This window comes from Pseudomonas fluorescens Q2-87 (assembly GCF_000281895.1).
Taxonomy (GTDB): Bacteria; Pseudomonadota; Gammaproteobacteria; order Pseudomonadales; family Pseudomonadaceae; genus Aquipseudomonas; species Aquipseudomonas fluorescens_S.
Genome location: NZ_CM001558.1, coordinates 5,240,295 through 5,258,484, shown reverse-complemented (window position 1 = coordinate 5,258,484; position 18,190 = coordinate 5,240,295). Strand labels below are relative to the sequence as shown.

Below are 18,190 nucleotides of genomic sequence, written 5' to 3'. Positions count from 1 at the left end.
AGTGGGCCGGTTATTGTTCCAGCCGCGCAGTTTGGAGTTTAGGCACGATCCCAGGGTTCCGTGGCATTTTGCAAAAACTATCCGGCAAGTCATGAATCTACAGGGCCCTTCGCGGCATTCGCAGGTTGACTATGCTTTGGCCTGAGGCGCTCCTTGCCAGCCAGGTACAGGCAGCGCCAGAATGCCGCTATCTGCCCCGCCTGATGTAAGGATGCCCGATGCCTGATCCTGTTGCTGCCAGCTTGCGTCTAGCGCCCGAAGCGCTGACCCGTCCGTTTTCCGCTGAACAGTTCAGCTTCTCTACCACCAATGATCTGGAGCCCTTTCGCGGTGTGCTTGGCCAGGAACGTGCCGTCGAGGCACTGCAGTTCGGTGTGGCCATGCCGCGCCCCGGCTACAACGTATTTGTCATGGGAGAGCCCGGCACCGGCCGGTTTTCGTTCGTAAAACGCTACCTCAAGGCCGAAGGCAAGCGCCTGCAGACCCCGGCGGACTGGGTCTATGTCAACAATTTCGATGAGCCTCGCGAACCCCGCGCCCTGGAGCTGCCATCGGGCACCGCCGGCGCTTTCATAGCGGATATCAATGGCTTGATCGACAACCTGCTGGCAACGTTTCCGGCGGTGTTCGAGCATCCGTCCTACCAGCAGAAGAAAAGCGCCATTGACCGTGCCTTCAACCAGCGCTACGACCGCGCCCTGGATGTGATCGAGCGCCTGGCACTGGAAAAAGACGTCGCGTTGTACCGTGACAGCAGCAACATCGCCTTCACGCCGATGAGTGACGGCAAGGCCTTGGACGAGGCGGAATTCGCCCAATTGCCGGAGGCCGAGCGCGAGCGTTTCCATGAAGACATTTCCGGTCTCGAAGAGCGCTTGAACGAAGAACTCGCCAGCCTGCCGCAGTGGAAGCGCGAGTCCAGCAACCAGCTGCGCCAGCTCAACGAAGAAACCATTACCCTGGCGCTGCAACCGCTTCTGGCGCCGCTGTCGGAAAAATACGCCGAGAACGCCGCAGTCTGCGGTTACCTGCAAGCCATGCAGGTCTATCTGCTCAAGACCGTGGTCGAGCAACTGGTGGACGACAGCAAGACCGACGCCATCGCCCGCAAGCTGCTGGAGGAGCAATACGCGCCGAGCCTGGTGGTCGGGCATCCGTTCAGCGGCGGCGCCCCGGTGGTGTTCGAGCCGCACCCAACCTACGACAACCTGTTCGGCCGCATCGAGTACAGCACCGACCAAGGCGCGCTCTACACCACCTACCGGCAGTTGCGTCCCGGCGCCTTGCACCGGGCCAATGGCGGTTTCCTGATCCTGGAAGCGGAAAAAATGCTCGGCGAGCCGTTCGTGTGGGATGCGCTCAAGCGCGCCCTGCAATCGCGCAAGCTGAAAATGGAGTCGCCACTGGGTGAGCTGGGCCGACTGGCCACGGTGACCCTGACGCCGCAGCACATCCCGTTGCAGGTCAAAGTGGTGATCATCGGCGCGCGCCAGCTCTACTATGCGTTGCAGGACCTGGATCCGGACTTCCAGGAAATGTTTCGTGTGCTCGTGGACTTTGACGAAGACATCCCGATGGGCGACGAGAGCCTGGAGCAGTTCGCCCAGTTGCTCAAGACCCGCACTTCGGAGGAGGGCATGGCACCGCTGACCGCCGATGCGGTGGCGCGCCTGGCGACCTACAGCGCTCGTTTGGCCGAACACCAGGGGCGCTTGTCGGCGCGTATCGGTGATCTGTTCCAACTGGTCAGCGAGGCGGACTTCATTCGCCAGCTGGCCGGTGACGAGATGACCGACGCCGGCCACATCGAGCGCGCGCTCAAGGCCAAGGCCACCCGTACCGGGCGTGTCTCGGCGCGGATTCTCGACGACATGCTGGCAGGGATCATCCTGATCGACACCGACGGCGCGGCTGTCGGCAAGTGCAACGGGCTGACGGTGCTGGAGGTTGGTGATTCGGCATTCGGTGTGCCGGCACGGATCTCCGCCACGGTGTACCCGGGCGGCAGTGGCATCGTCGACATCGAGCGGGAGGTCAACCTCGGTCAGCCGATCCACTCCAAGGGCGTGATGATTCTCACGGGTTACCTGGGCAGTCGTTATGCCCAGGAATTCCCACTGGCGATTTCAGCCAGTATCGCCCTGGAGCAATCCTACGGGTACGTGGACGGTGACAGCGCCTCCTTGGGCGAGGCTTGCACGCTGATTTCGGCCTTGTCGAAAACGCCTTTGAAGCAATGCTTCGCCATCACCGGCTCGATCAACCAGTTCGGTGAAGTGCAGGCGGTGGGTGGGGTCAACGAGAAGATCGAAGGGTTCTTCCGTCTTTGCGAAGCCCGCGGGCTGACCGGTGAGCAAGGGGCGATCATTCCCCAGGCCAACGTCGCGACCCTGATGCTCGATGAGAAAGTACTGGCCGCCGTGCGCGCCGGGCAGTTCCACGTGTATGCCGTGCGCCAGGCCGACGAAGCCCTGAGCCTGCTGGTGGGTGAGCCTGCTGGCGAGCCGGATGAAAATGGCGAATTCCCCGAAGGCAGCGTCAACGCGCGAGTGGTGGAGCGGTTGCGGGTGATCGCGGAGATGATCAGCGAAGACGATATCAAGGAAGCGGAGAAGGAATTGGCGCAGCAAGCCCTGGCGGAAGCCAAGCCGGCTTGATACTTATCTGATCGTTGCAATGCCCATGTGGGAGCGAGCTTGCTCGCGATGGCGGAATGTCAGTCAGTGATGTCTTGACTGCCTTATCGCTGTCGCGAGCAAGCTCGCTCCCACAATAGTTTTTGCAGCAGATTATTGTCAGAAATGCCGCCACTTTGGCGTCAATATTCACACTATGACCATTCGGCGCATTCTGGTCTCGAAAAGCCATCATCCAGGAACTTTTCTTCTATCCTCAGCTCAAGGATAACGAGAGCCATCATCGGATCGAAACAGCCTCCCACGGGGCTGAATACCGGATCTACCGAGGGGCGCCGCCATGTCGCGCAACCTTTGTCTTACTCGCCAGTGCCTGGGCCTTGTAACCCGTATCGAATGTGCCATCCGTCCCCTCGCGGGAGATACAGGCATGTGGACCTTGCTCTTTGCCGCCGGAATGGCAGGTGAGCAACCTTCCGCTATCAAGGCCCAAGGGCCGTTCCCTGGTCCAACCGCCGCCGAAACCATCCTAAATACCATCGTCCAGAGCCTGACCTTGCATGGCTATGAGCTGGCCGACGACCCGCAGATCTGGAGTTTGCACATGCAGGCCCAATTGCGGGAAATCAACGGTGGCCGTTGTCGCAACGTCGGCGGTTTCGAATTTCGTCCGTTGCATTGAGGGCCGCCAACGCAGCGGGCGTTGACAGTGAAACCTGCACAGGGCGGGGCCAGGGATGGGCCCGGCGTTTGTGGGGCAGTTCGTGGCTGATATACTCGCCGCGATTTTTCAGCCCTGGTGTGAGATTCAATGGAACGCTTTATCGAAAATGCAATGTACGCCTCCCGTTGGCTGCTGGCGCCGATTTATTTCGGGTTGTCCCTGGGCTTGCTGGCCCTGGCGCTGAAATTCTTCCAGGAAGTCTTTCACGTCATCCCCAACGTTTTTTCCATGGCCGAATCCGACCTGATCCTGGTGCTGCTGTCGCTGATCGACATGGCGCTGGTGGGCGGCCTGCTGGTGATGGTGATGATTTCCGGCTACGAGAACTTCGTCTCGCAACTGGATATCGATTCTGACAAGGAAAAGCTCAACTGGCTGGGCACCATGGACTCTTCATCGCTGAAGATGAAAGTCGCCGCCTCGATCGTGGCCATTTCCTCCATTCACCTGCTGCGCATCTTCATGGACGCCAAGAACGTCGATCCCGAGCACTTGAAGTGGTACGTGATCATCCACATGACCTTCGTGGTCTCGGCGTTTGCCATGGGCTATCTGGATAAACTGACCAAGCACTGAGGCACCTGACCAGTGCTGGCGCAACGCCCGCCTGTTGAAAAGCAGGCGGGCGTTATCGTTTCTGGCGCGGCGCTTCGACGGAGGGGCGCGTTACCCGCCCCGGCATCTGTGCTAGTCTGCTCGCCCTTTTGGTTCCGGGCGCTCCGGGAGGCGCTGTGTCACCCACGGCAATTTCCCGAGCCGTCCGCACAGCGGAGCAGCATCATGTCCGAAGTTAACCTGTCCACCGACGAAACCCGCGTCAGCTACGGCATTGGCCGTCAGTTGGGCGACCAACTGCGCGACAACCCGCCACCAGGCGTCAGCCTGGACGCGATCCTGGCCGGCCTGACCGACGCCTTTGCCGGCAAGCCAAGCCGTGTGGGGCAGGACGAGATGTCCGCCAGCTTCAAGGTCATTCGCGAAATCATGCAGGCCGAAGCGGCTGCCAAGGCTGAAGCGGCTGCTGGCGAAGGCCTTGCGTTCCTGGCCGAAAACGCCAAGCGTGAAGGCATCACCACCCTGGCTTCGGGTCTGCAATTCGAAGTGCTGACCCAGGGCGACGGCGCCAAGCCGACCCGTGAAGACCAGGTTCGTACCCATTACCACGGCACCCTGATCGACGGTACTGTATTCGACAGTTCCTACGATCGTGGCCAGCCGGCTGAATTCCCGGTGGGCGGCGTTATTCCAGGCTGGACCGAAGCGTTGCAACTGATGAGCGCCGGCAGCAAATGGCGCCTGTACGTGCCGAGCGAACTGGCCTATGGCGCTCAAGGCGTCGGCAGCATTCCGCCGCACAGCGTACTGGTGTTTGACGTCGAGTTGCTGGACGTTCTGTAAGGTTTGCTGACTCGGTAGTTTCCAGTGGGAGCGGGCTTGCTCGCGAATGCGATCTGCCAGTCGACGTTATCGTTACCTGACAGACCGCTTTCGCGAACAAGCCCGCTCCCACATTATTTCTGCGGTCATCCTTGAAACCTGCCATTGAACTCGCTTGTCGGGCGCAACGCCCGGGCATAGCAGAACAGGAACAGGTTACGCACCAGCTCCTTGAGCACCAACGGTTCGCTGGAATTGAGACTGTTGAGGTCCAGATCCCCTTGGTCCTGCAGCTCGTTCAATGCTTCTTCCTCAAGCACCGCACAGACTTCCCCGGTTTCCCGATGCAAGATCCTGAGGTAGGGGTGTGGGCGGTCCAGCCAGGCATCGATCAAATAAGTCATGGTTCTCATCTCCTTGATGGGTTTGATGAGAATAATTCTTATTCGCTAAATAGCAAGTCTCTATTGGTGTTCCGATTCTTTTTCTGACGATGGGTGCTGGCAGCTCAGGACGGCCGGCGTCTGGCTAGCACTTGGGAAGGCAGGGCAGGGGCGGTGAGGGCAAGGCGCCGTCCCACGCAGGGGCGTGGGACGGGATACAGAAGATTCAGACTTTTCTGACGAACTCGGATTTGAGCTTCATCGGGCCGATGCCGTCGATCTTGCAGTCGATGTCGTGGTCGCCATCGCACAAGCGGATGTTCTTGACCTTGGTGCCAACCTTGACCACCAGCGATGTGCCCTTGACCTTGAGATCTTTGATCACGGTGATGGTGTCGCCGTCCTGCAGGACGTTGCCGACCGAATCCTTCTTCACGGCGTCATCGGATACCGTCTCGGCTTCGCCACTGGCGGACCATTCGTGGGCACACTCCGGGCAGACCAGTTGGGTACCGTCTTCGTAGGTGTATTCGGAATTGCATTTCGGGCAGGGAGGCAACGTGCTCACTAAGGTTCCTTGGGTATCAGGAGGACAAAAGGGCGCACATTGTATAGGGTTTTAGGTAGGGAAGGGTGGGACAATGCTTAACCCCTGTGGGAGCGAGCCTGCTCGCCATAGCGGTGCGTCATTCAGCATTAAGCTGGCTGATACAGCCCATCGCGAGCAGGCTCGCTCCCACAGGTTCTTTATGCCATCAATGAGTACGGGCCACCGCAAACTCGCTCAGTTCCACCAGCGCGTCGCGGTATTCGCTGGCCGGCAGCGCGTCGAGGCATTTGATCGCGCGGGCGACGTAGTCCTGCGCCAGTTTTGCGGTGTATGCCAGGGAGCCGGACGCTTCCACCGCCTCACGAATGCTTTCCAGATCCTCGATGCCGCCTTTCTGGATCGCCTGGCGTACCAGCGCCGCCTGTTCTGGCGTGCCTTCGCGCATGGTGTAGATCAGGGGCAGGGTCGGCTTGCCTTCGGCCAGGTCGTCGCCGACGTTCTTGCCCAGGGTTTCGGCGTCGCCCTTGTAGTCGAGCAGGTCGTCCACCAGTTGGAACGCCACGCCCAGGTGATCGCCAAAGGTGCGCAGTGCTTCGCTCTGCTCGGCGGTGGCACCGGCCAGGGCGGCGGCGCTGTGGGTCGAGGCTTCGAAGAGCATCGCGGTCTTGCCGCGGATGACCTCCATGTAGGTCTCTTCGGTAGTGCTGGCGTCACGCACCTTGGACAGTTGCAGCACTTCGCCTTCGGCGATGATGCGCGTGGCCTGGGACAGGATCTTCATCACTGGCATGGAGCCCAGCTCAACCATCATTTCGAACGAGCGCGAATACAGGAAGTCGCCCACCAGCACGCTCGGAGCGTTGCCCCACATGGCGTTGGCGGTGGAGCGGCCGCGGCGCATGCCGGACATGTCGACCACGTCGTCGTGTAGCAGGGTCGCGGTGTGCAGGAATTCGATGGTGGCCGCCAGCAGGCGCATGTCGTCGCCTTCGCGACCCAAGGCCTTGCCGCACAACAGCACTAATAAAGGACGCAGGCGCTTGCCACCAGCAGAAGTGATGTAGTCGCCGATTTTCGATACCAGCGGCACTCGGGAAGTCAGCTGCTTCTTGATGATGCCGTCGACGGCGCTAAAATCGTCCGCCACCGCGCGGTGGAAAGCTTGGGGTTGCATCAGCGACAGGTGCTCCAGAAGGGTTGCGCGGCATGCTAGGACCCCCACCCAGGCCTGTCAAGGCGCACGCTTCGAATGGTGCGGACGGCTACTTGCAAGGCTCGAGCGGCTTGCGTACAATCGCGCACCCTGAACTTCCTGGGCAGCACCTGCCTTACGCAATTGCATCCGGGCCTTCCAGCCCATGCAGCCATGCCAGCCAATACCTCTTCTTATAAAGCGCTGGGTGAGCAGGATTATCGGAGAAATACCATGTCGTACGCAGTAATTGTTACTGGTGGCAAGCAATACAAGGTCGCCCCAGGTGAATACCTGAAGATCGAAAAACTGGAAATCGCCACTGGCGAATCCGTGACTTTTGATCGCGTTCTGTTGGTCGCCAACGGCGATGACGTGAATATCGGCGCTCCAGTTGTTGCTGGCGCTACCGTTGTGGCTGAAGTGATCTCCCAAGGTCGTCACGATAAAGTCCGCATCATCAAGTTCCGTCGTCGTAAGCACCACATGAAGCGCATGGGCCACCGCCAGTGGTACACCGAGATCAAAATCACCGGTATTCAGGCTTAATTTCAGCCTAATTCCTCACTAGGAGAATTGAACTCATGGCACACAAAAAAGCTGGTGGTAGTACCCGTAACGGTCGCGACTCAGAAGCCAAACGCCTTGGCGTGAAGATGTATGGCGGCCAGAAGATCATTCCGGGCAACATCATCGTGCGTCAGCGCGGCACCCAATTCCACGCCGGTTACGGTGTTGGCATGGGTAAGGATCACACCCTCTTCGCTAAAATCGAAGGCGTGATCAAGTTCGAAGTAAAGGGCGCGTTCAACCGCCGTTACGTGAGTGTTGTCGCGGCTTAATCGCGAGAATGCTGGAAAAGCCCTGTCTTGCGACGGGGCTTTTTCGTTTGTGGGGTGAGTCTCTTGCAAAACTGTTTGTATGGGCTGTCAACGCTGCAATTGGGGCGTTTCATCAGGTCGCTGCGCTCATTTTTGCAAGAGTCTTATGTCTTGTTTTTTTGGCTCGTCCGTATGGCGAGAGGCGTGTGTCATGAAGTTTGTTGATGAAGTATCGATTCGAGTAAAGGCTGGCGACGGCGGCAATGGTTGCATGAGTTTCCGTCGGGAAAAATTCATTGAAAACGGTGGTCCGAACGGTGGTGATGGCGGCGACGGCGGCTCGATCTACATGCTCGCCGACGAAAACCTCAACACCCTGGTGGATTACCGTTACACCCGGCACTTCGATGCCGAGCGTGGTTCCAACGGCGGCAGCACCGACTGCACCGGCAAGAAGGGCGAAGACCTGGTCCTGCGCGTGCCGGTCGGCACCACAGTGATCGACTCGGCCACCCAGGAAGTCATTGGCGACCTGACCAAGGCCGGCCAGCGCTTGCTGGTAGCTCATGGTGGCTGGCACGGCCTGGGCAACACCCGTTTCAAATCCAGTACCAACCGCGCGCCGCGCCAGACCACGCCAGGCAAGCCTGGCGAGCAGCGTGACCTGAAACTCGAAATGAAAGTGCTGGCCGACGTGGGCCTGCTGGGCTTGCCGAATGCTGGCAAGAGCACCTTCATTCGCTCGGTGTCCGCAGCCAAGCCGAAAGTGGCTGATTACCCATTCACCACCCTGGTGCCGAACCTGGGCGTGGTCAGTGTCGATCGCTGGAAAAGCTTCGTGGTCGCCGACATCCCGGGGCTGATCGAAGGTGCTTCCGACGGTGCCGGCCTGGGGATTCGCTTCCTCAAGCACTTGTCCCGTACCCGTCTGCTGCTGCACCTCGTGGACATGGCACCGCTGGATGAAACCAGTGCCGCCGATGCCGCTGAAGTCATCGTCAGCGAGTTGACCAAGTTCAGCCCGGCCCTGGCCGATCGGGACCGTTGGCTGGTGCTGAACAAGTGTGACCAGATCCTCGAAGAAGAGCATGAGGAGCGGGTCAAGGAAATCGTTGATCGTCTGGAGTGGGAAGGCCCGGTCTACGTGATCTCGGCCATTGCCAAAGAAGGCACCGAGCGCCTGTGCCACGACATCATGCGTTACCTGGAAGATCGCGCCGATCGCCTGGCCAACGACCCGGCCTACAAGGAAGAGCTCGCCGAGCTTGACCAGCGCATTGAAGACGAGGCTCGTGCTCAGTTGCAGGCCCTGGACGACCAGCGTGCCCTGCGCCGCAGCGGCGTGAAATCAGTCCATGACATCGGTGATGACGATTGGGATGAAGAAGACGTGGATGACGAAGACGGTCCGGAGATCATCTACGTTCGCGACTGATCCTTGCTGTCAGCTGAGCTAAAACCTGTGGGAGCGAGCCTGCTCGCTCCCACAAAGGTTTTTAGGGTGGCTGGCATAGGGGGGCAGGTTCAAGTGTTTCAACGCAGTGTTATCATCGCCGGCAAGCCGGTTTCCAAGGCGCCGCTCATTCGAGCGGCGTTTTGGTATCTGTAAAACGCAAATACGAATAATCCCATGGGCGGCGCTGGGTCGCGTCGTTCGCTGGCAAAGGTTGAAGATGATGCGGAGCAAGGTGACGGGTGCGCAGCGCTGGGTCGTGAAGATCGGCAGCGCACTGCTGACAGCGGATGGCAAGGGGCTGGATCGCCAGGCAATGGCGGTGTGGGTCGAGCAGATGGTGGCCTTGCACGAGGCTGGCGTCGAGCTGGTATTGGTCTCCTCGGGGGCCGTGGCAGCCGGCATGAGCCGTCTGGGCTGGACGTCGCGACCCAGCGCGATGCACGAACTGCAGGCCGCCGCCGCCATCGGCCAGATGGGCCTGGTGCAAGCCTGGGAATCGAGCTTTGCCGAGCATGGCCGTCATACGGCGCAGATCCTGCTGACCCACGACGACCTGTCCGACCGCAAGCGCTACCTCAATGCCCGCAGTACCTTGCGCGCGCTGGTGGAGCTGAAAGTCATTCCGGTGATCAACGAGAACGACACGGTGGTCACTGACGAAATCCGTTTCGGCGACAACGACACCTTGGCCGCCTTGGTGGCGAACCTGGTGGAAGCGGACCTGTTGGTGATTCTCACGGATCGCGACGGCATGTTCGATGCCGATCCGCGCAACAACCCTGATGCCAACCTGATCTACGAAGCCCGTGCCGATGACCCGGCGCTGGACGCCGTCGCGGGTGGTACCGGTGGGGCGCTGGGCCGTGGCGGCATGCAGACCAAGCTGCGGGCGGCGCGCCTGGCCGCGCGCTCTGGTGCTCATACCATCATTGTCGGCGGGCGGTTGGAGCGCGTGCTGGATCGCCTGAAGGCCGGCGAGCGCATCGGCACTCTGCTATCACCCGAGCGCGGCATGCTGGCGGCGCGCAAGCAGTGGCTGGCAGGGCATCTGCAAACCCGTGGCACGCTGGTGCTGGATGCGGGGGCTGTTTCGGCCTTGTCCCAAGGCAACAAAAGTCTGTTGCCGGTGGGCGTGAAGCTGGTCCAGGGCAGTTTCCGGCGCGGCGAGATGGTTGTGTGCGTGGCACCCGATGGTCGCGAGATTGCCCGGGGCCTGGCCAACTACAGCGCGTTGGAAGCGCAGAAAATCATCGGTCAGTCGTCTGATGCGATTGTCGGTCTGTTGGGTTACATGGCGGAGCCTGAGCTGGTCCACCGTGACAACCTGATCCTCGTTTAAGGAAAAATCATGGGTTTGGCTAAAGGATTGATCGGCTTGCTGTTGGCAGTGCCGCTGCTGGCGTCGGCCGAAGAAATTGGCCAGGTGTCGACGGTGTTCAAGTTTGTCGGGCCGAACGACCGGATCGTCGTCGAGGCTTTCGATGACCCCAAGGTCGACGGTGTGACTTGCTACCTGTCGCGGGCCAAGACCGGCGGTGTGAAGGGTGGGCTTGGCCTGGCCGAGGATCGCGCCGAGGCGTCCATCGCCTGTCGCCAGGTTGGGCCTATCAGCTTCAAGGGTGAGCTCAAGGATGGTGACGAGGTGTTCAGGGAGCGTACCTCGCTGGTATTCAAGACTATGCAGGTGGTGCGTTTTCTCGACAAGAAGCGCAACACACTGGTTTACCTGGTCTACAGCGACCGCGTAATCGAGGGCAGCCCGCAGAATGCGGTGACGGCGATCCCGATCTTGCCGTGGGCCCGCGCTCAATAATCCAACGCAGAACACCCGTGTGGGAGCGGGCTTGCTCGCGAATGCGGTCTGTCAGTGGCGTAAGTGTCACCTGGCGCACAGCATTCGCGAGCAAGCCCGCTCCCACATTTTTTTGCGATGGGCCTGTTAAATCCCAGGCAATAAAAACCGACCCTGAGGTCGGTTTTTTAATGAGCGCGTCGCTTAGGCAGCAGCGGCAACGTTCAGGGCCTTTACGTGGCCATTCAGGCGGCTCTTATGACGAGCAGCCTTGTTCTTGTGGATGATGCCTTTATCGGCCATGCGGTCGATAACTGGCACAGCCAGAACGTAAGCAGCTTGAGCTTTTTCAGCGTCTTTTGCGTCGATGGCCTTAACTACGTTCTTGATGTAGGTACGGACCATGGAACGCAGGCTGGCGTTGTGGCTGCGACGCTTCTCAGCCTGTTTTGCACGTTTTTTGGCGGAAGGTGTGTTGGCCACCGTCGAGCTCCTCGAAAGACTTTTTGGGAAATAGCAAACAAAATAGGCCGCGAATCATGCCGATGAGTTGAAGTCTTGTCAAGGGCGGGTGACGCGTTCCGCTGAATGGCAGGTGCGACGCACCGGAGGATTTCTTTCCGGCGTGCGACCTGTAAACTCGCGGGCTTTGGCTCTGCACTGTTTAGCGGCGCGGAGTATCGCATAAGTAGGCGCGTTGTTCGCCTGCTGTTTATCGACAGGCAAAAACTCTTTTCATGAATCTGCTCAAATCGTTGGCTGCCGTCAGCTCTATCACGATGCTTTCCCGCGTCCTGGGGTTCGTTCGCGACACGCTGATCGCCCGGATATTCGGCGCCGGAATGGCCACCGATGCCTTCTTCATCGCCTTCAAGTTGCCTAACCTGTTGCGGCGAATCTTCGCCGAGGGCGCATTTTCCCAGGCCTTCGTGCCAATCCTGGCGGAATATAAAAGCCAGAAAGGCGAAGAGGCGACCCGCACCTTCATTGCCTACGTTACCGGGCTGCTGACGCTGGTGCTGGCGCTGGTCACGGCCGCCGGCATGCTCGCCGCGCCATGGGTGATCTGGGCCACGGCACCAGGTTTCACCGATACCCCGGAAAAATTCCAGCTCACCTCGGACCTGCTGCGGGTTACCTTTCCTTATATATTGCTGATTTCCCTGTCGTCCCTGGCCGGGGCGATCCTCAATACCTGGAACCGCTTTTCCGTGCCGGCCTTCGTGCCGACCCTGCTCAACGTCAGCATGATTGTGTTCGCGGTGTTTCTGACCCCGTACTTCAACCCTCCCGTGATGGCCCTCGGCTGGGCCGTGCTGGTGGGCGGCCTGGCGCAATTGCTGTATCAACTGCCCCACTTGAAGAAAATCGGCATGCTGGTGCTGCCACGGCTGAATCTGCGCGATAGCGGTGTGTGGCGGGTGATGAAGCAGATGCTGCCGGCGATCCTCGGGGTGTCGGTCAGCCAGATTTCGCTGATCATCAACACCATCTTCGCTTCGTTCCTGGTGGCCGGCTCGGTGTCGTGGATGTACTACGCCGACCGCCTGATGGAGTTGCCGTCCGGTGTGCTGGGCGTGGCCCTGGGCACGATTCTGCTGCCGACCCTGGCCAAGACCTACGCCAGCCAGGACCGTCAGGAATATTCGCGCATCCTCGATTGGGGCCTGCGCTTGTGTTTCGTGCTGGTCTTGCCGTGTTCCCTGGCGCTGGGAATCCTGGCCGAGCCGCTGACGGTTTCGTTGTTCCAGTACGGCCAGTTCAATGCCTTCGATGCCTCGATGACCCAACGAGCGCTGGTTGCCTATTCGGTGGGCCTGCTCGGGATCATCGTGATCAAGGTGCTGGCGCCGGGCTTCTACGCCCAGCAGAACATTCGCACGCCGGTGAAAATCGCCATTTTCACCCTGGTGATGACCCAATTGTTCAACCTGTTGCTCATCGGTCCGCTGGCCCACGCCGGCCTGGCCCTGGCGATCAGTGCGGGCGCTTGCCTGAATGCCGGGCTGCTGTTTTATCAACTGCGCAAGCAGAAGATGTATCAGCCGCAACCGGGCTGGGGCAAATTCGGCCTCAAGCTGCTGGTCGCCGTAGCGGTGATGTCGGCGGTCCTGCTGGGGGCGATGCATTTCATGCCGGCTTGGGGCGAAGGGCAGATGTTCGAGCGTTTCCTGCGCCTGGGCGTGCTGGTCGTCGCCGGCGTGGTGGCCTATTTCGGCATGTTGCTGCTGATGGGCTTCCGTTTGCGCGACTTCAATCGCAAGGCCTTGAGCTGAGGGCGGGCGCTCGATAATCCCGGGCCGGGCAGTGGTTTTGTCGGTTCGATCACTTTGGGTTACGGTGTTGCCTGTCGTCGGCCGCCGGGTGTGGTTATAATCGGCCACTTTATGAGCAAGAAGCGCGTTATGCAGCTGGTTCGAGGCCTCCACAACCTGCGCCCCCAGCATCGGGGCTGTGTCGCCACTATTGGCAACTTTGACGGTGTTCACCGTGGCCACCAGGCTATCCTGGCGCGGCTGCGCGAGCGTGCGCTGGAATTGGGCGTGCCCAGCTGCGTGGTGATCTTCGAGCCGCAGCCCCGGGAATTTTTCGCCCCGGACACCGCCCCGGCCCGTCTGGCCCGGTTGCGGGACAAGCTGCAACTGCTGGCCGCCGAGGGCGTCGACCGGGTCTTGTGCCTGGCCTTCAACCAGCGCCTGAGCAAGCTCAGCGCCGCCGAGTTCGTCGATACCATCCTGGTGGACGGTCTCGATGTGAAACACTTGGAAGTCGGCGATGATTTCCGTTTCGGTTGCGACCGTTCAGGCGATTTCGACTACCTGCAACAGGCAGGTATCGCCCAAGGCTTCACCGTCGAGGCGGCGCAGACCGTCGAGATGGATGGCTTGCGCGTCAGCAGTACCCAGGTCCGTAATGCCCTGGCGGCTGCCGATTTTGCATTGGCCGAGCGCTTGCTCGGCCGGCCGTACCGGATTGCCGGGCGGATCCTGCACGGGCAGAAACTGGCGCGCCAATTGGGCACGCCAACCGCCAACGTGCAGCTCAAGCGTCGTCGTGTGCCGCTGACCGGCGTATTCCTGGTGAGTGTCGATATCGACGGCAAGACCTGGCCCGGTGTTGCCAATATTGGCGTACGGCCCACGGTGCAAGGGGATGGCAAGGCCCATCTCGAAGTACACATTCTGGATTTTGCCGGCGATCTGTATGACCGGCGTTTGACGGTGGTTTTCCACCAGAAGCTGCGTGAAGAGCAGCGTTTTGCCTCTCTGGAGGCGCTCAAGACGGCGATCCATGCAGATATCGCCGCCGCCCGTGCCCTTGTCGCAACCAGCGCCAATCGCTAATGAAGAGCCTTAAATGACCGACTATAAAGCCACGCTAAACCTTCCGGACACCGCCTTCCCAATGAAGGCCGGCCTGCCTCAGCGCGAACCACAGATTCTGCAGCGTTGGGACAGCATTGGCCTGTACGGAAAGTTGCGCGAGATTGGCAAGGATCGTCCGAAGTTCGTCCTGCACGACGGCCCTCCGTACGCCAACGGCACCATCCACATCGGTCACGCGCTGAACAAGATTCTCAAGGACATGATCATCCGCTCCAAGACCCTCTCGGGTTTTGACGCGCCTTATGTCCCGGGCTGGGACTGCCACGGCCTGCCGATCGAGCACAAGGTCGAAGTGACCCACGGCAAGAACCTGGGCGCGGACAAGACCCGCGAACTGTGCCGTGCCTACGCCACCGAGCAGATCGAAGGGCAGAAGTCCGAATTCATCCGCCTCGGCGTGCTGGGCGACTTCGCCAACCCCTACAAGACCATGGACTTTGCGAACGAAGCCGGCGAAATCCGTGCCTTGGCGAAAATCGTCGAGGGCGGCTTCGTGTTCAAGGGCCTCAAGCCGGTGAATTGGTGCTTCGATTGCGGTTCGGCCCTGGCCGAGGCGGAAGTCGAGTACGAGAACAAAAAGTCCTCGACCATCGACGTCGCGTTCCCGATCGCCGATGAAGACAAGCTCGCCGCCGCGTTCGGCCTGGGCAAGCTGGCCAAGCCGGCGTCGATCGTGATCTGGACCACCACCCCGTGGACCATCCCGGCCAACCAGGCGCTGAACGTCCACCCGGAGTTCAACTACGCCCTGGTCGATGTCGGCGACAAGCTGCTGGTGCTGGCCGAAGAACTGGTCGAATCGTGCCTGGCCCGCTACAACCTCGAAGGCTCGGTGCTGGCCACCGCGCCGGGTTCGGCCCTGGAGCTGATCAACTTCCGTCATCCGTTCTACGACCGCTTGTCGCCGGTGTACCTGGCCGACTACGTGGAACTGGGCGCGGGGACCGGCGTGGTTCACTCCGCACCGGCCTATGGCGTCGACGACTTCGTGACCTGCAAGAAATACGGCATGGTCAACGATGACATCCTCAACCCGGTGCAGAGCAATGGCGTCTACGCGCCGTCGCTGGAGTTCTTCGGCGGCCAGTTCATCTGGAAAGCCAACCCGGCCATCGTCGACAAGCTGACCGAAGTCGGCGCGCTGCTGCATACCACCGTCATCGAACACAGCTACATGCATTGCTGGCGCCACAAGACCCCGCTGATCTACCGCGCCACCGCGCAGTGGTTCATCGGCATGGACAAGCAGCCAACCACCGGCGACACCCTGCGCCAGCGTTCGCTCAAAGCCATCGAAGAGACCCAATTCGTACCGGCATGGGGCCAGGCGCGCCTGCACTCGATGATCGCCAATCGTCCGGACTGGTGCATCTCCCGCCAGCGCAACTGGGGCGTGCCGATCCCGTTCTTCCTGAACAAGGAAAGCGGCGAGCTGCACCCGCGCACCGTTGAGCTGATGGAAGCCGTGGCCAAGCGTGTTGAAGTCGAAGGCATCGAAGCCTGGTTCAAGATGGATGCCGCCGAACTGTTGGGCGACGAAGCGCCGCTGTACGACAAGATCAGCGACACCCTGGACGTCTGGTTCGACTCCGGCACCACCCACTGGCACGTGCTGCGCGGTTCGCACCCGATGGGCCACGAGACCGGCCCGCGCGCCGACCTGTACCTGGAAGGCTCCGACCAGCACCGCGGCTGGTTCCACTCGTCGTTGCTGACCGGTTGCGCCATCGACAACCACGCGCCGTACCGCGAGCTGCTGACCCACGGTTTCACCGTCGATGAGTCCGGGCGCAAGATGTCCAAGTCCCTGGGCAACGTGATCGCGCCGCAGAAGGTCAACGACACCCTGGGCGCCGACATCATGCGCCTGTGGGTCGCGTCCACCGACTATTCCGGCGAGATGGCGGTTTCCGAGCAGATCCTGCAGCGCAGCGCGGACGCCTACCGGCGGATCCGTAACACCGCACGCTTCCTGCTCTCGAACCTGACCGGTTTCAACCCGGCCACCGACCTGCTGCCGGCCGAGGAAATGCTCGCGCTGGACCGTTGGGCCGTCGACCGTACCCTGTTGCTGCAACGCGAATTGCAGGAGCATTACGGCGAGTATCGCTTCTGGAACGTCTACTCCAAGATCCACAATTTCTGCGTGCAGGAACTGGGTGGTTTCTACCTCGACATCATCAAGGACCGCCAGTACACCACCGGTGCCAACAGCAAGGCCCGTCGTTCGTGCCAGACCGCGCTGTTCCACATCAGCGAAGCGTTGGTGCGCTGGATCGCGCCGATCCTGGCGTTCACCGCCGATGAGCTGTGGCAATACCTGCCGGGCGAGCGCAACGAGTCGGTGATGCTCAACACCTGGTACGACGGCCTGACCGAGTTGCCCCAGGGCTTCGAGCTGGACCGTGCCTATTGGGACCGGATCATGGCGGTCAAGACTGCGGTCAACAAGGAAATGGAGATCCAGCGCGCGGCCAAGGCCGTCGGTGGCAACCTGCAGGCCGAAGTCACGCTTTACGCAGAAGAGGCCCTGAGCGCCGACCTGGCCAAGCTGGGCAACGAGCTGCGCTTCGTGCTGATCACCTCCGCTGCCAGTGTCGCGCCATTGGTGCAGGCACCCGCCGATGCCGTGGTCACCGAAGTGGCCGGCCTGAAGCTCAAGGTAGTCAAGTCGAGCTTCGTCAAGTGTGCCCGTTGCTGGCACTGCCGCGAAGATGTCGGCGTGAATCCCGAGCATCCGGAAATCTGCGGTCGTTGCGTCGACAACATCAGCGGCACCGGTGAGGTTCGCCACTATGCCTAATGTGGCGGGCCGTTTCGGACGGCTGGGTTGGTTATGGTTGAGCGTGCTGGTTCTGGTCATCGACCAGGCCAGCAAGTACTACTTCGAAAGCTCGTTGACGATGTACCAGCAGATCGTGGTCATTCCCGACTACTTCAGCTGGACCCTGGCCTACAACACTGGCGCAGCGTTCAGCTTCCTGGCCGACAGTTCGGGCTGGCAGCGCTGGCTGTTCGCCCTGATCGCCGTGGTGGTCAGTGGCGTGCTGGTGGTCTGGCTCAAGCGCTTGGGGCGCGATGAAACCTGGCTGGCCGTGGCGCTGGCGCTGGTGCTCGGTGGCGCGCTGGGCAATCTGTATGACCGTATTGCCTTGGGCCACGTCATCGATTTCATTCTGGTGCATTGGCAGAACCGCTGGTATTTCCCGGCGTTCAACTTTGCCGACAGCGCCATCACCGTGGGCGCCGTGATGCTGGCCCTGGACATGTTCAAGAGCAAGAAAACCGGAGAAGCCGTCCATGACTGAGCAGCGTATCGCTCAAAACACCGAAGTGAAGCTTCACTTCGCCCTGCACCTGGAAAACGGCGACACCGTCGACAGCACCTTCGACAAGGACCCGGCTGTGTTCAAGGTTGGCGACGGTAACCTGTTGCCAGGCTTCGAAGCCGCGATCTTCGGTTTCAAGGCCGGCGACAAGCGCACCGTGGTCGTGCCGCCGGAAAACGCCTTTGGTCAGCCCAACCCGCAAAACGTGCAGACCATGCCACGCTCGCAGTTCCAGGACATGGAGCTGTCCGAGGGTTTGCTGGTGATCTTCAACGACGCCGCCAATACCGAGCTGCCGGGTGTGGTGAAGGCATTTGACGACGCCCAAGTGACCGTGGACTTCAACCACCCGCTGGCGGGCAAGACCTTGAGCTTCGAAGTGGAAATCATCGAGGTCAAGGCGGTTTAAGATTTAATGGGCATTGGTTGCTCCAACAATACCTGTGGGAGCGAGCCTGCTCGCGATAACTGAGTCACAGCCGCCATCGAGTTGGCTGATCCACCGCATCGCGAGCAGGCTCGCTCCCACAGACACGAGGCACAG

General features: G+C 60.6%; 18 protein-coding genes. 14 read left to right on the top strand and 4 right to left on the bottom strand.

Annotated elements, in window-relative coordinates:
* Positions 1 to 218 precede the first annotated feature (218 nt).
* The 4 genes from PFLQ2_RS04645 (at position 219) to PFLQ2_RS04655 (ending at position 4,758) form a co-directional block, all read left to right on the top strand.
* On the top strand, positions 219 to 2,657 hold the full coding sequence (locus PFLQ2_RS04645; protein ID WP_003185614.1) for a Lon protease family protein: 2,439 nt from the start codon (positions 219 to 221) through the stop codon (positions 2,655 to 2,657).
* Between the two features lie 319 nt (positions 2,658 to 2,976).
* The gene (locus PFLQ2_RS28200) at positions 2,977 to 3,318 is read left to right on the top strand and encodes a hypothetical protein (RefSeq protein ID WP_033046296.1); all 342 of its coding nucleotides are present in this window, start codon (positions 2,977 to 2,979) and stop codon (positions 3,316 to 3,318) included.
* Positions 3,319 to 3,447: 129 nt separating this feature from the next.
* Positions 3,448 to 3,936: a TIGR00645 family protein gene (locus PFLQ2_RS04650; protein WP_003185611.1), complete on the top strand. Its 489-nt coding sequence runs from the start codon at positions 3,448 to 3,450 to the stop codon at positions 3,934 to 3,936.
* A gap of 204 nt (positions 3,937 to 4,140) precedes the next feature.
* Complete coding sequence (locus PFLQ2_RS04655) at positions 4,141 to 4,758, top strand: FKBP-type peptidyl-prolyl cis-trans isomerase (protein WP_003185609.1); 618 nt, start codon at positions 4,141 to 4,143, stop codon at positions 4,756 to 4,758.
* A 125-nt stretch (positions 4,759 to 4,883) separates the two neighbouring features.
* Here the strand turns inward: PFLQ2_RS04655 and PFLQ2_RS04660 are convergent, their stop codons facing one another.
* The 3 genes from PFLQ2_RS04660 to PFLQ2_RS04670 all read right to left on the bottom strand — a co-directional run bounded on the left by PFLQ2_RS04660 (position 4,884) and on the right by PFLQ2_RS04670 (position 6,844).
* Positions 4,884 to 5,141, bottom strand: coding sequence for a PA4570 family protein (locus PFLQ2_RS04660; RefSeq protein WP_003185606.1), 258 nt, complete (start codon positions 5,139 to 5,141; stop codon positions 4,884 to 4,886).
* Between the two features lie 205 nt (positions 5,142 to 5,346).
* Positions 5,347 to 5,688, bottom strand: a complete 342-nt coding sequence (locus tag PFLQ2_RS04665) for a zinc ribbon domain-containing protein YjdM (RefSeq protein ID WP_003185603.1) — start codon at positions 5,686 to 5,688, stop codon at positions 5,347 to 5,349.
* Positions 5,689 to 5,875: 187 nt separating this feature from the next.
* The gene (locus PFLQ2_RS04670; RefSeq protein WP_003185602.1) at positions 5,876 to 6,844 is read right to left on the bottom strand and encodes a polyprenyl synthetase family protein; all 969 of its coding nucleotides are present in this window, start codon (positions 6,842 to 6,844) and stop codon (positions 5,876 to 5,878) included.
* Between the two features lie 252 nt (positions 6,845 to 7,096).
* On the opposite strand from PFLQ2_RS04670, the gene rplU reads away from it, so the two are divergent.
* The 5 genes from rplU to PFLQ2_RS04695 all read left to right on the top strand — a co-directional run bounded on the left by rplU (position 7,097) and on the right by PFLQ2_RS04695 (position 10,952).
* Positions 7,097 to 7,411: a 50S ribosomal protein L21 gene (gene rplU, locus PFLQ2_RS04675; RefSeq protein ID WP_003176051.1), complete on the top strand. Its 315-nt coding sequence runs from the start codon at positions 7,097 to 7,099 to the stop codon at positions 7,409 to 7,411.
* Positions 7,412 to 7,446: 35 nt separating this feature from the next.
* Positions 7,447 to 7,704, top strand: coding sequence for a 50S ribosomal protein L27 (gene rpmA, locus PFLQ2_RS04680; RefSeq protein WP_003176049.1), 258 nt, complete (start codon positions 7,447 to 7,449; stop codon positions 7,702 to 7,704).
* Between the two features lie 190 nt (positions 7,705 to 7,894).
* On the top strand, positions 7,895 to 9,118 hold the full coding sequence (gene cgtA, locus PFLQ2_RS04685) for an Obg family GTPase CgtA (RefSeq protein WP_003185598.1): 1,224 nt from the start codon (positions 7,895 to 7,897) through the stop codon (positions 9,116 to 9,118).
* A 241-nt stretch (positions 9,119 to 9,359) separates the two neighbouring features.
* A complete protein-coding gene (gene proB / locus PFLQ2_RS04690) occupies positions 9,360 to 10,478 on the top strand; it encodes a glutamate 5-kinase (RefSeq protein WP_003185596.1) in 1,119 nt (372 codons plus the stop codon).
* Between the two features lie 9 nt (positions 10,479 to 10,487).
* Positions 10,488 to 10,952, top strand: a complete 465-nt coding sequence (locus tag PFLQ2_RS04695) for a CreA family protein (protein WP_003185595.1) — start codon at positions 10,488 to 10,490, stop codon at positions 10,950 to 10,952.
* Between the two features lie 183 nt (positions 10,953 to 11,135).
* On the opposite strand, the gene rpsT is transcribed toward PFLQ2_RS04695, so the two are convergent.
* A complete protein-coding gene (gene rpsT, locus PFLQ2_RS04700) occupies positions 11,136 to 11,414 on the bottom strand; it encodes a 30S ribosomal protein S20 (protein WP_003185593.1) in 279 nt (92 codons plus the stop codon).
* A gap of 254 nt (positions 11,415 to 11,668) precedes the next feature.
* On the opposite strand from rpsT, the gene murJ reads away from it, so the two are divergent.
* The 5 genes from murJ to fkpB all read left to right on the top strand — a co-directional run bounded on the left by murJ (position 11,669) and on the right by fkpB (position 18,055).
* A complete protein-coding gene (gene murJ / locus PFLQ2_RS04705; RefSeq protein ID WP_003185591.1) occupies positions 11,669 to 13,207 on the top strand; it encodes a murein biosynthesis integral membrane protein MurJ in 1,539 nt (512 codons plus the stop codon).
* Positions 13,208 to 13,336: 129 nt separating this feature from the next.
* Positions 13,337 to 14,275 carry a bifunctional riboflavin kinase/FAD synthetase gene (gene ribF, locus PFLQ2_RS04710; protein ID WP_003185589.1) on the top strand — a complete coding sequence of 313 codons (939 nt, stop codon included), beginning with the start codon at positions 13,337 to 13,339 and terminating at the stop codon, positions 14,273 to 14,275.
* 13 nt (positions 14,276 to 14,288) lie between these two features.
* Positions 14,289 to 17,120: an isoleucine--tRNA ligase gene (gene ileS, locus PFLQ2_RS04715; RefSeq protein WP_003185587.1), complete on the top strand. Its 2,832-nt coding sequence runs from the start codon at positions 14,289 to 14,291 to the stop codon at positions 17,118 to 17,120.
* Positions 17,113 to 17,625: a signal peptidase II gene (gene lspA, locus PFLQ2_RS04720; RefSeq protein WP_003185585.1), complete on the top strand. Its 513-nt coding sequence runs from the start codon at positions 17,113 to 17,115 to the stop codon at positions 17,623 to 17,625. Before ileS ends, lspA begins: the two co-directional genes overlap by 8 nt.
* Entirely contained in the window at positions 17,618 to 18,055 is a 438-nt protein-coding gene (fkpB, locus tag PFLQ2_RS04725) for an FKBP-type peptidyl-prolyl cis-trans isomerase (protein WP_003185584.1), read from the top strand. The genes lspA and fkpB overlap by 8 nt, the downstream gene beginning before the upstream one ends.
* Positions 18,056 to 18,190: the final 135 nt, after the last annotated feature.

Excerpts from the sequence above, each read along its gene's own strand:
- proB (WP_003185596.1), top strand. The coding sequence starts at position 9,360 with ATGCGGAGCAAGGTGACGGGTGCGCAGCGCTGGGTCGTGAAGATCGGC.
- PFLQ2_RS04650 (WP_003185611.1), top strand. The coding sequence starts at position 3,448 with ATGGAACGCTTTATCGAAAATGCAATGTACGCCTCCCGTTGGCTGCTG.
- ileS (WP_003185587.1), top strand. The coding sequence starts at position 14,289 with ATGACCGACTATAAAGCCACGCTAAACCTTCCGGACACCGCCTTCCCA.
- PFLQ2_RS04695 (WP_003185595.1), top strand. The coding sequence starts at position 10,488 with ATGGGTTTGGCTAAAGGATTGATCGGCTTGCTGTTGGCAGTGCCGCTG.
- PFLQ2_RS04645 (WP_003185614.1), top strand. The coding sequence starts at position 219 with ATGCCTGATCCTGTTGCTGCCAGCTTGCGTCTAGCGCCCGAAGCGCTG.
- murJ (WP_003185591.1), top strand. The coding sequence starts at position 11,669 with ATGAATCTGCTCAAATCGTTGGCTGCCGTCAGCTCTATCACGATGCTT.
- ribF (WP_003185589.1), top strand. The coding sequence starts at position 13,337 with ATGCAGCTGGTTCGAGGCCTCCACAACCTGCGCCCCCAGCATCGGGGC.
- lspA (WP_003185585.1), top strand. The coding sequence starts at position 17,113 with ATGCCTAATGTGGCGGGCCGTTTCGGACGGCTGGGTTGGTTATGGTTG.
- rpmA (WP_003176049.1), top strand. The coding sequence starts at position 7,447 with ATGGCACACAAAAAAGCTGGTGGTAGTACCCGTAACGGTCGCGACTCA.
- PFLQ2_RS28200 (WP_033046296.1), top strand. The coding sequence starts at position 2,977 with ATGTCGCGCAACCTTTGTCTTACTCGCCAGTGCCTGGGCCTTGTAACC.
- PFLQ2_RS04670 (WP_003185602.1), bottom strand. The coding sequence starts at position 6,844 with ATGCAACCCCAAGCTTTCCACCGCGCGGTGGCGGACGATTTTAGCGCC.
- rplU (WP_003176051.1), top strand. The coding sequence starts at position 7,097 with ATGTCGTACGCAGTAATTGTTACTGGTGGCAAGCAATACAAGGTCGCC.
- PFLQ2_RS04655 (WP_003185609.1), top strand. The coding sequence starts at position 4,141 with ATGTCCGAAGTTAACCTGTCCACCGACGAAACCCGCGTCAGCTACGGC.
- PFLQ2_RS04660 (WP_003185606.1), bottom strand. The coding sequence starts at position 5,141 with ATGACTTATTTGATCGATGCCTGGCTGGACCGCCCACACCCCTACCTC.
- cgtA (WP_003185598.1), top strand. The coding sequence starts at position 7,895 with ATGAAGTTTGTTGATGAAGTATCGATTCGAGTAAAGGCTGGCGACGGC.
- fkpB (WP_003185584.1), top strand. The coding sequence starts at position 17,618 with ATGACTGAGCAGCGTATCGCTCAAAACACCGAAGTGAAGCTTCACTTC.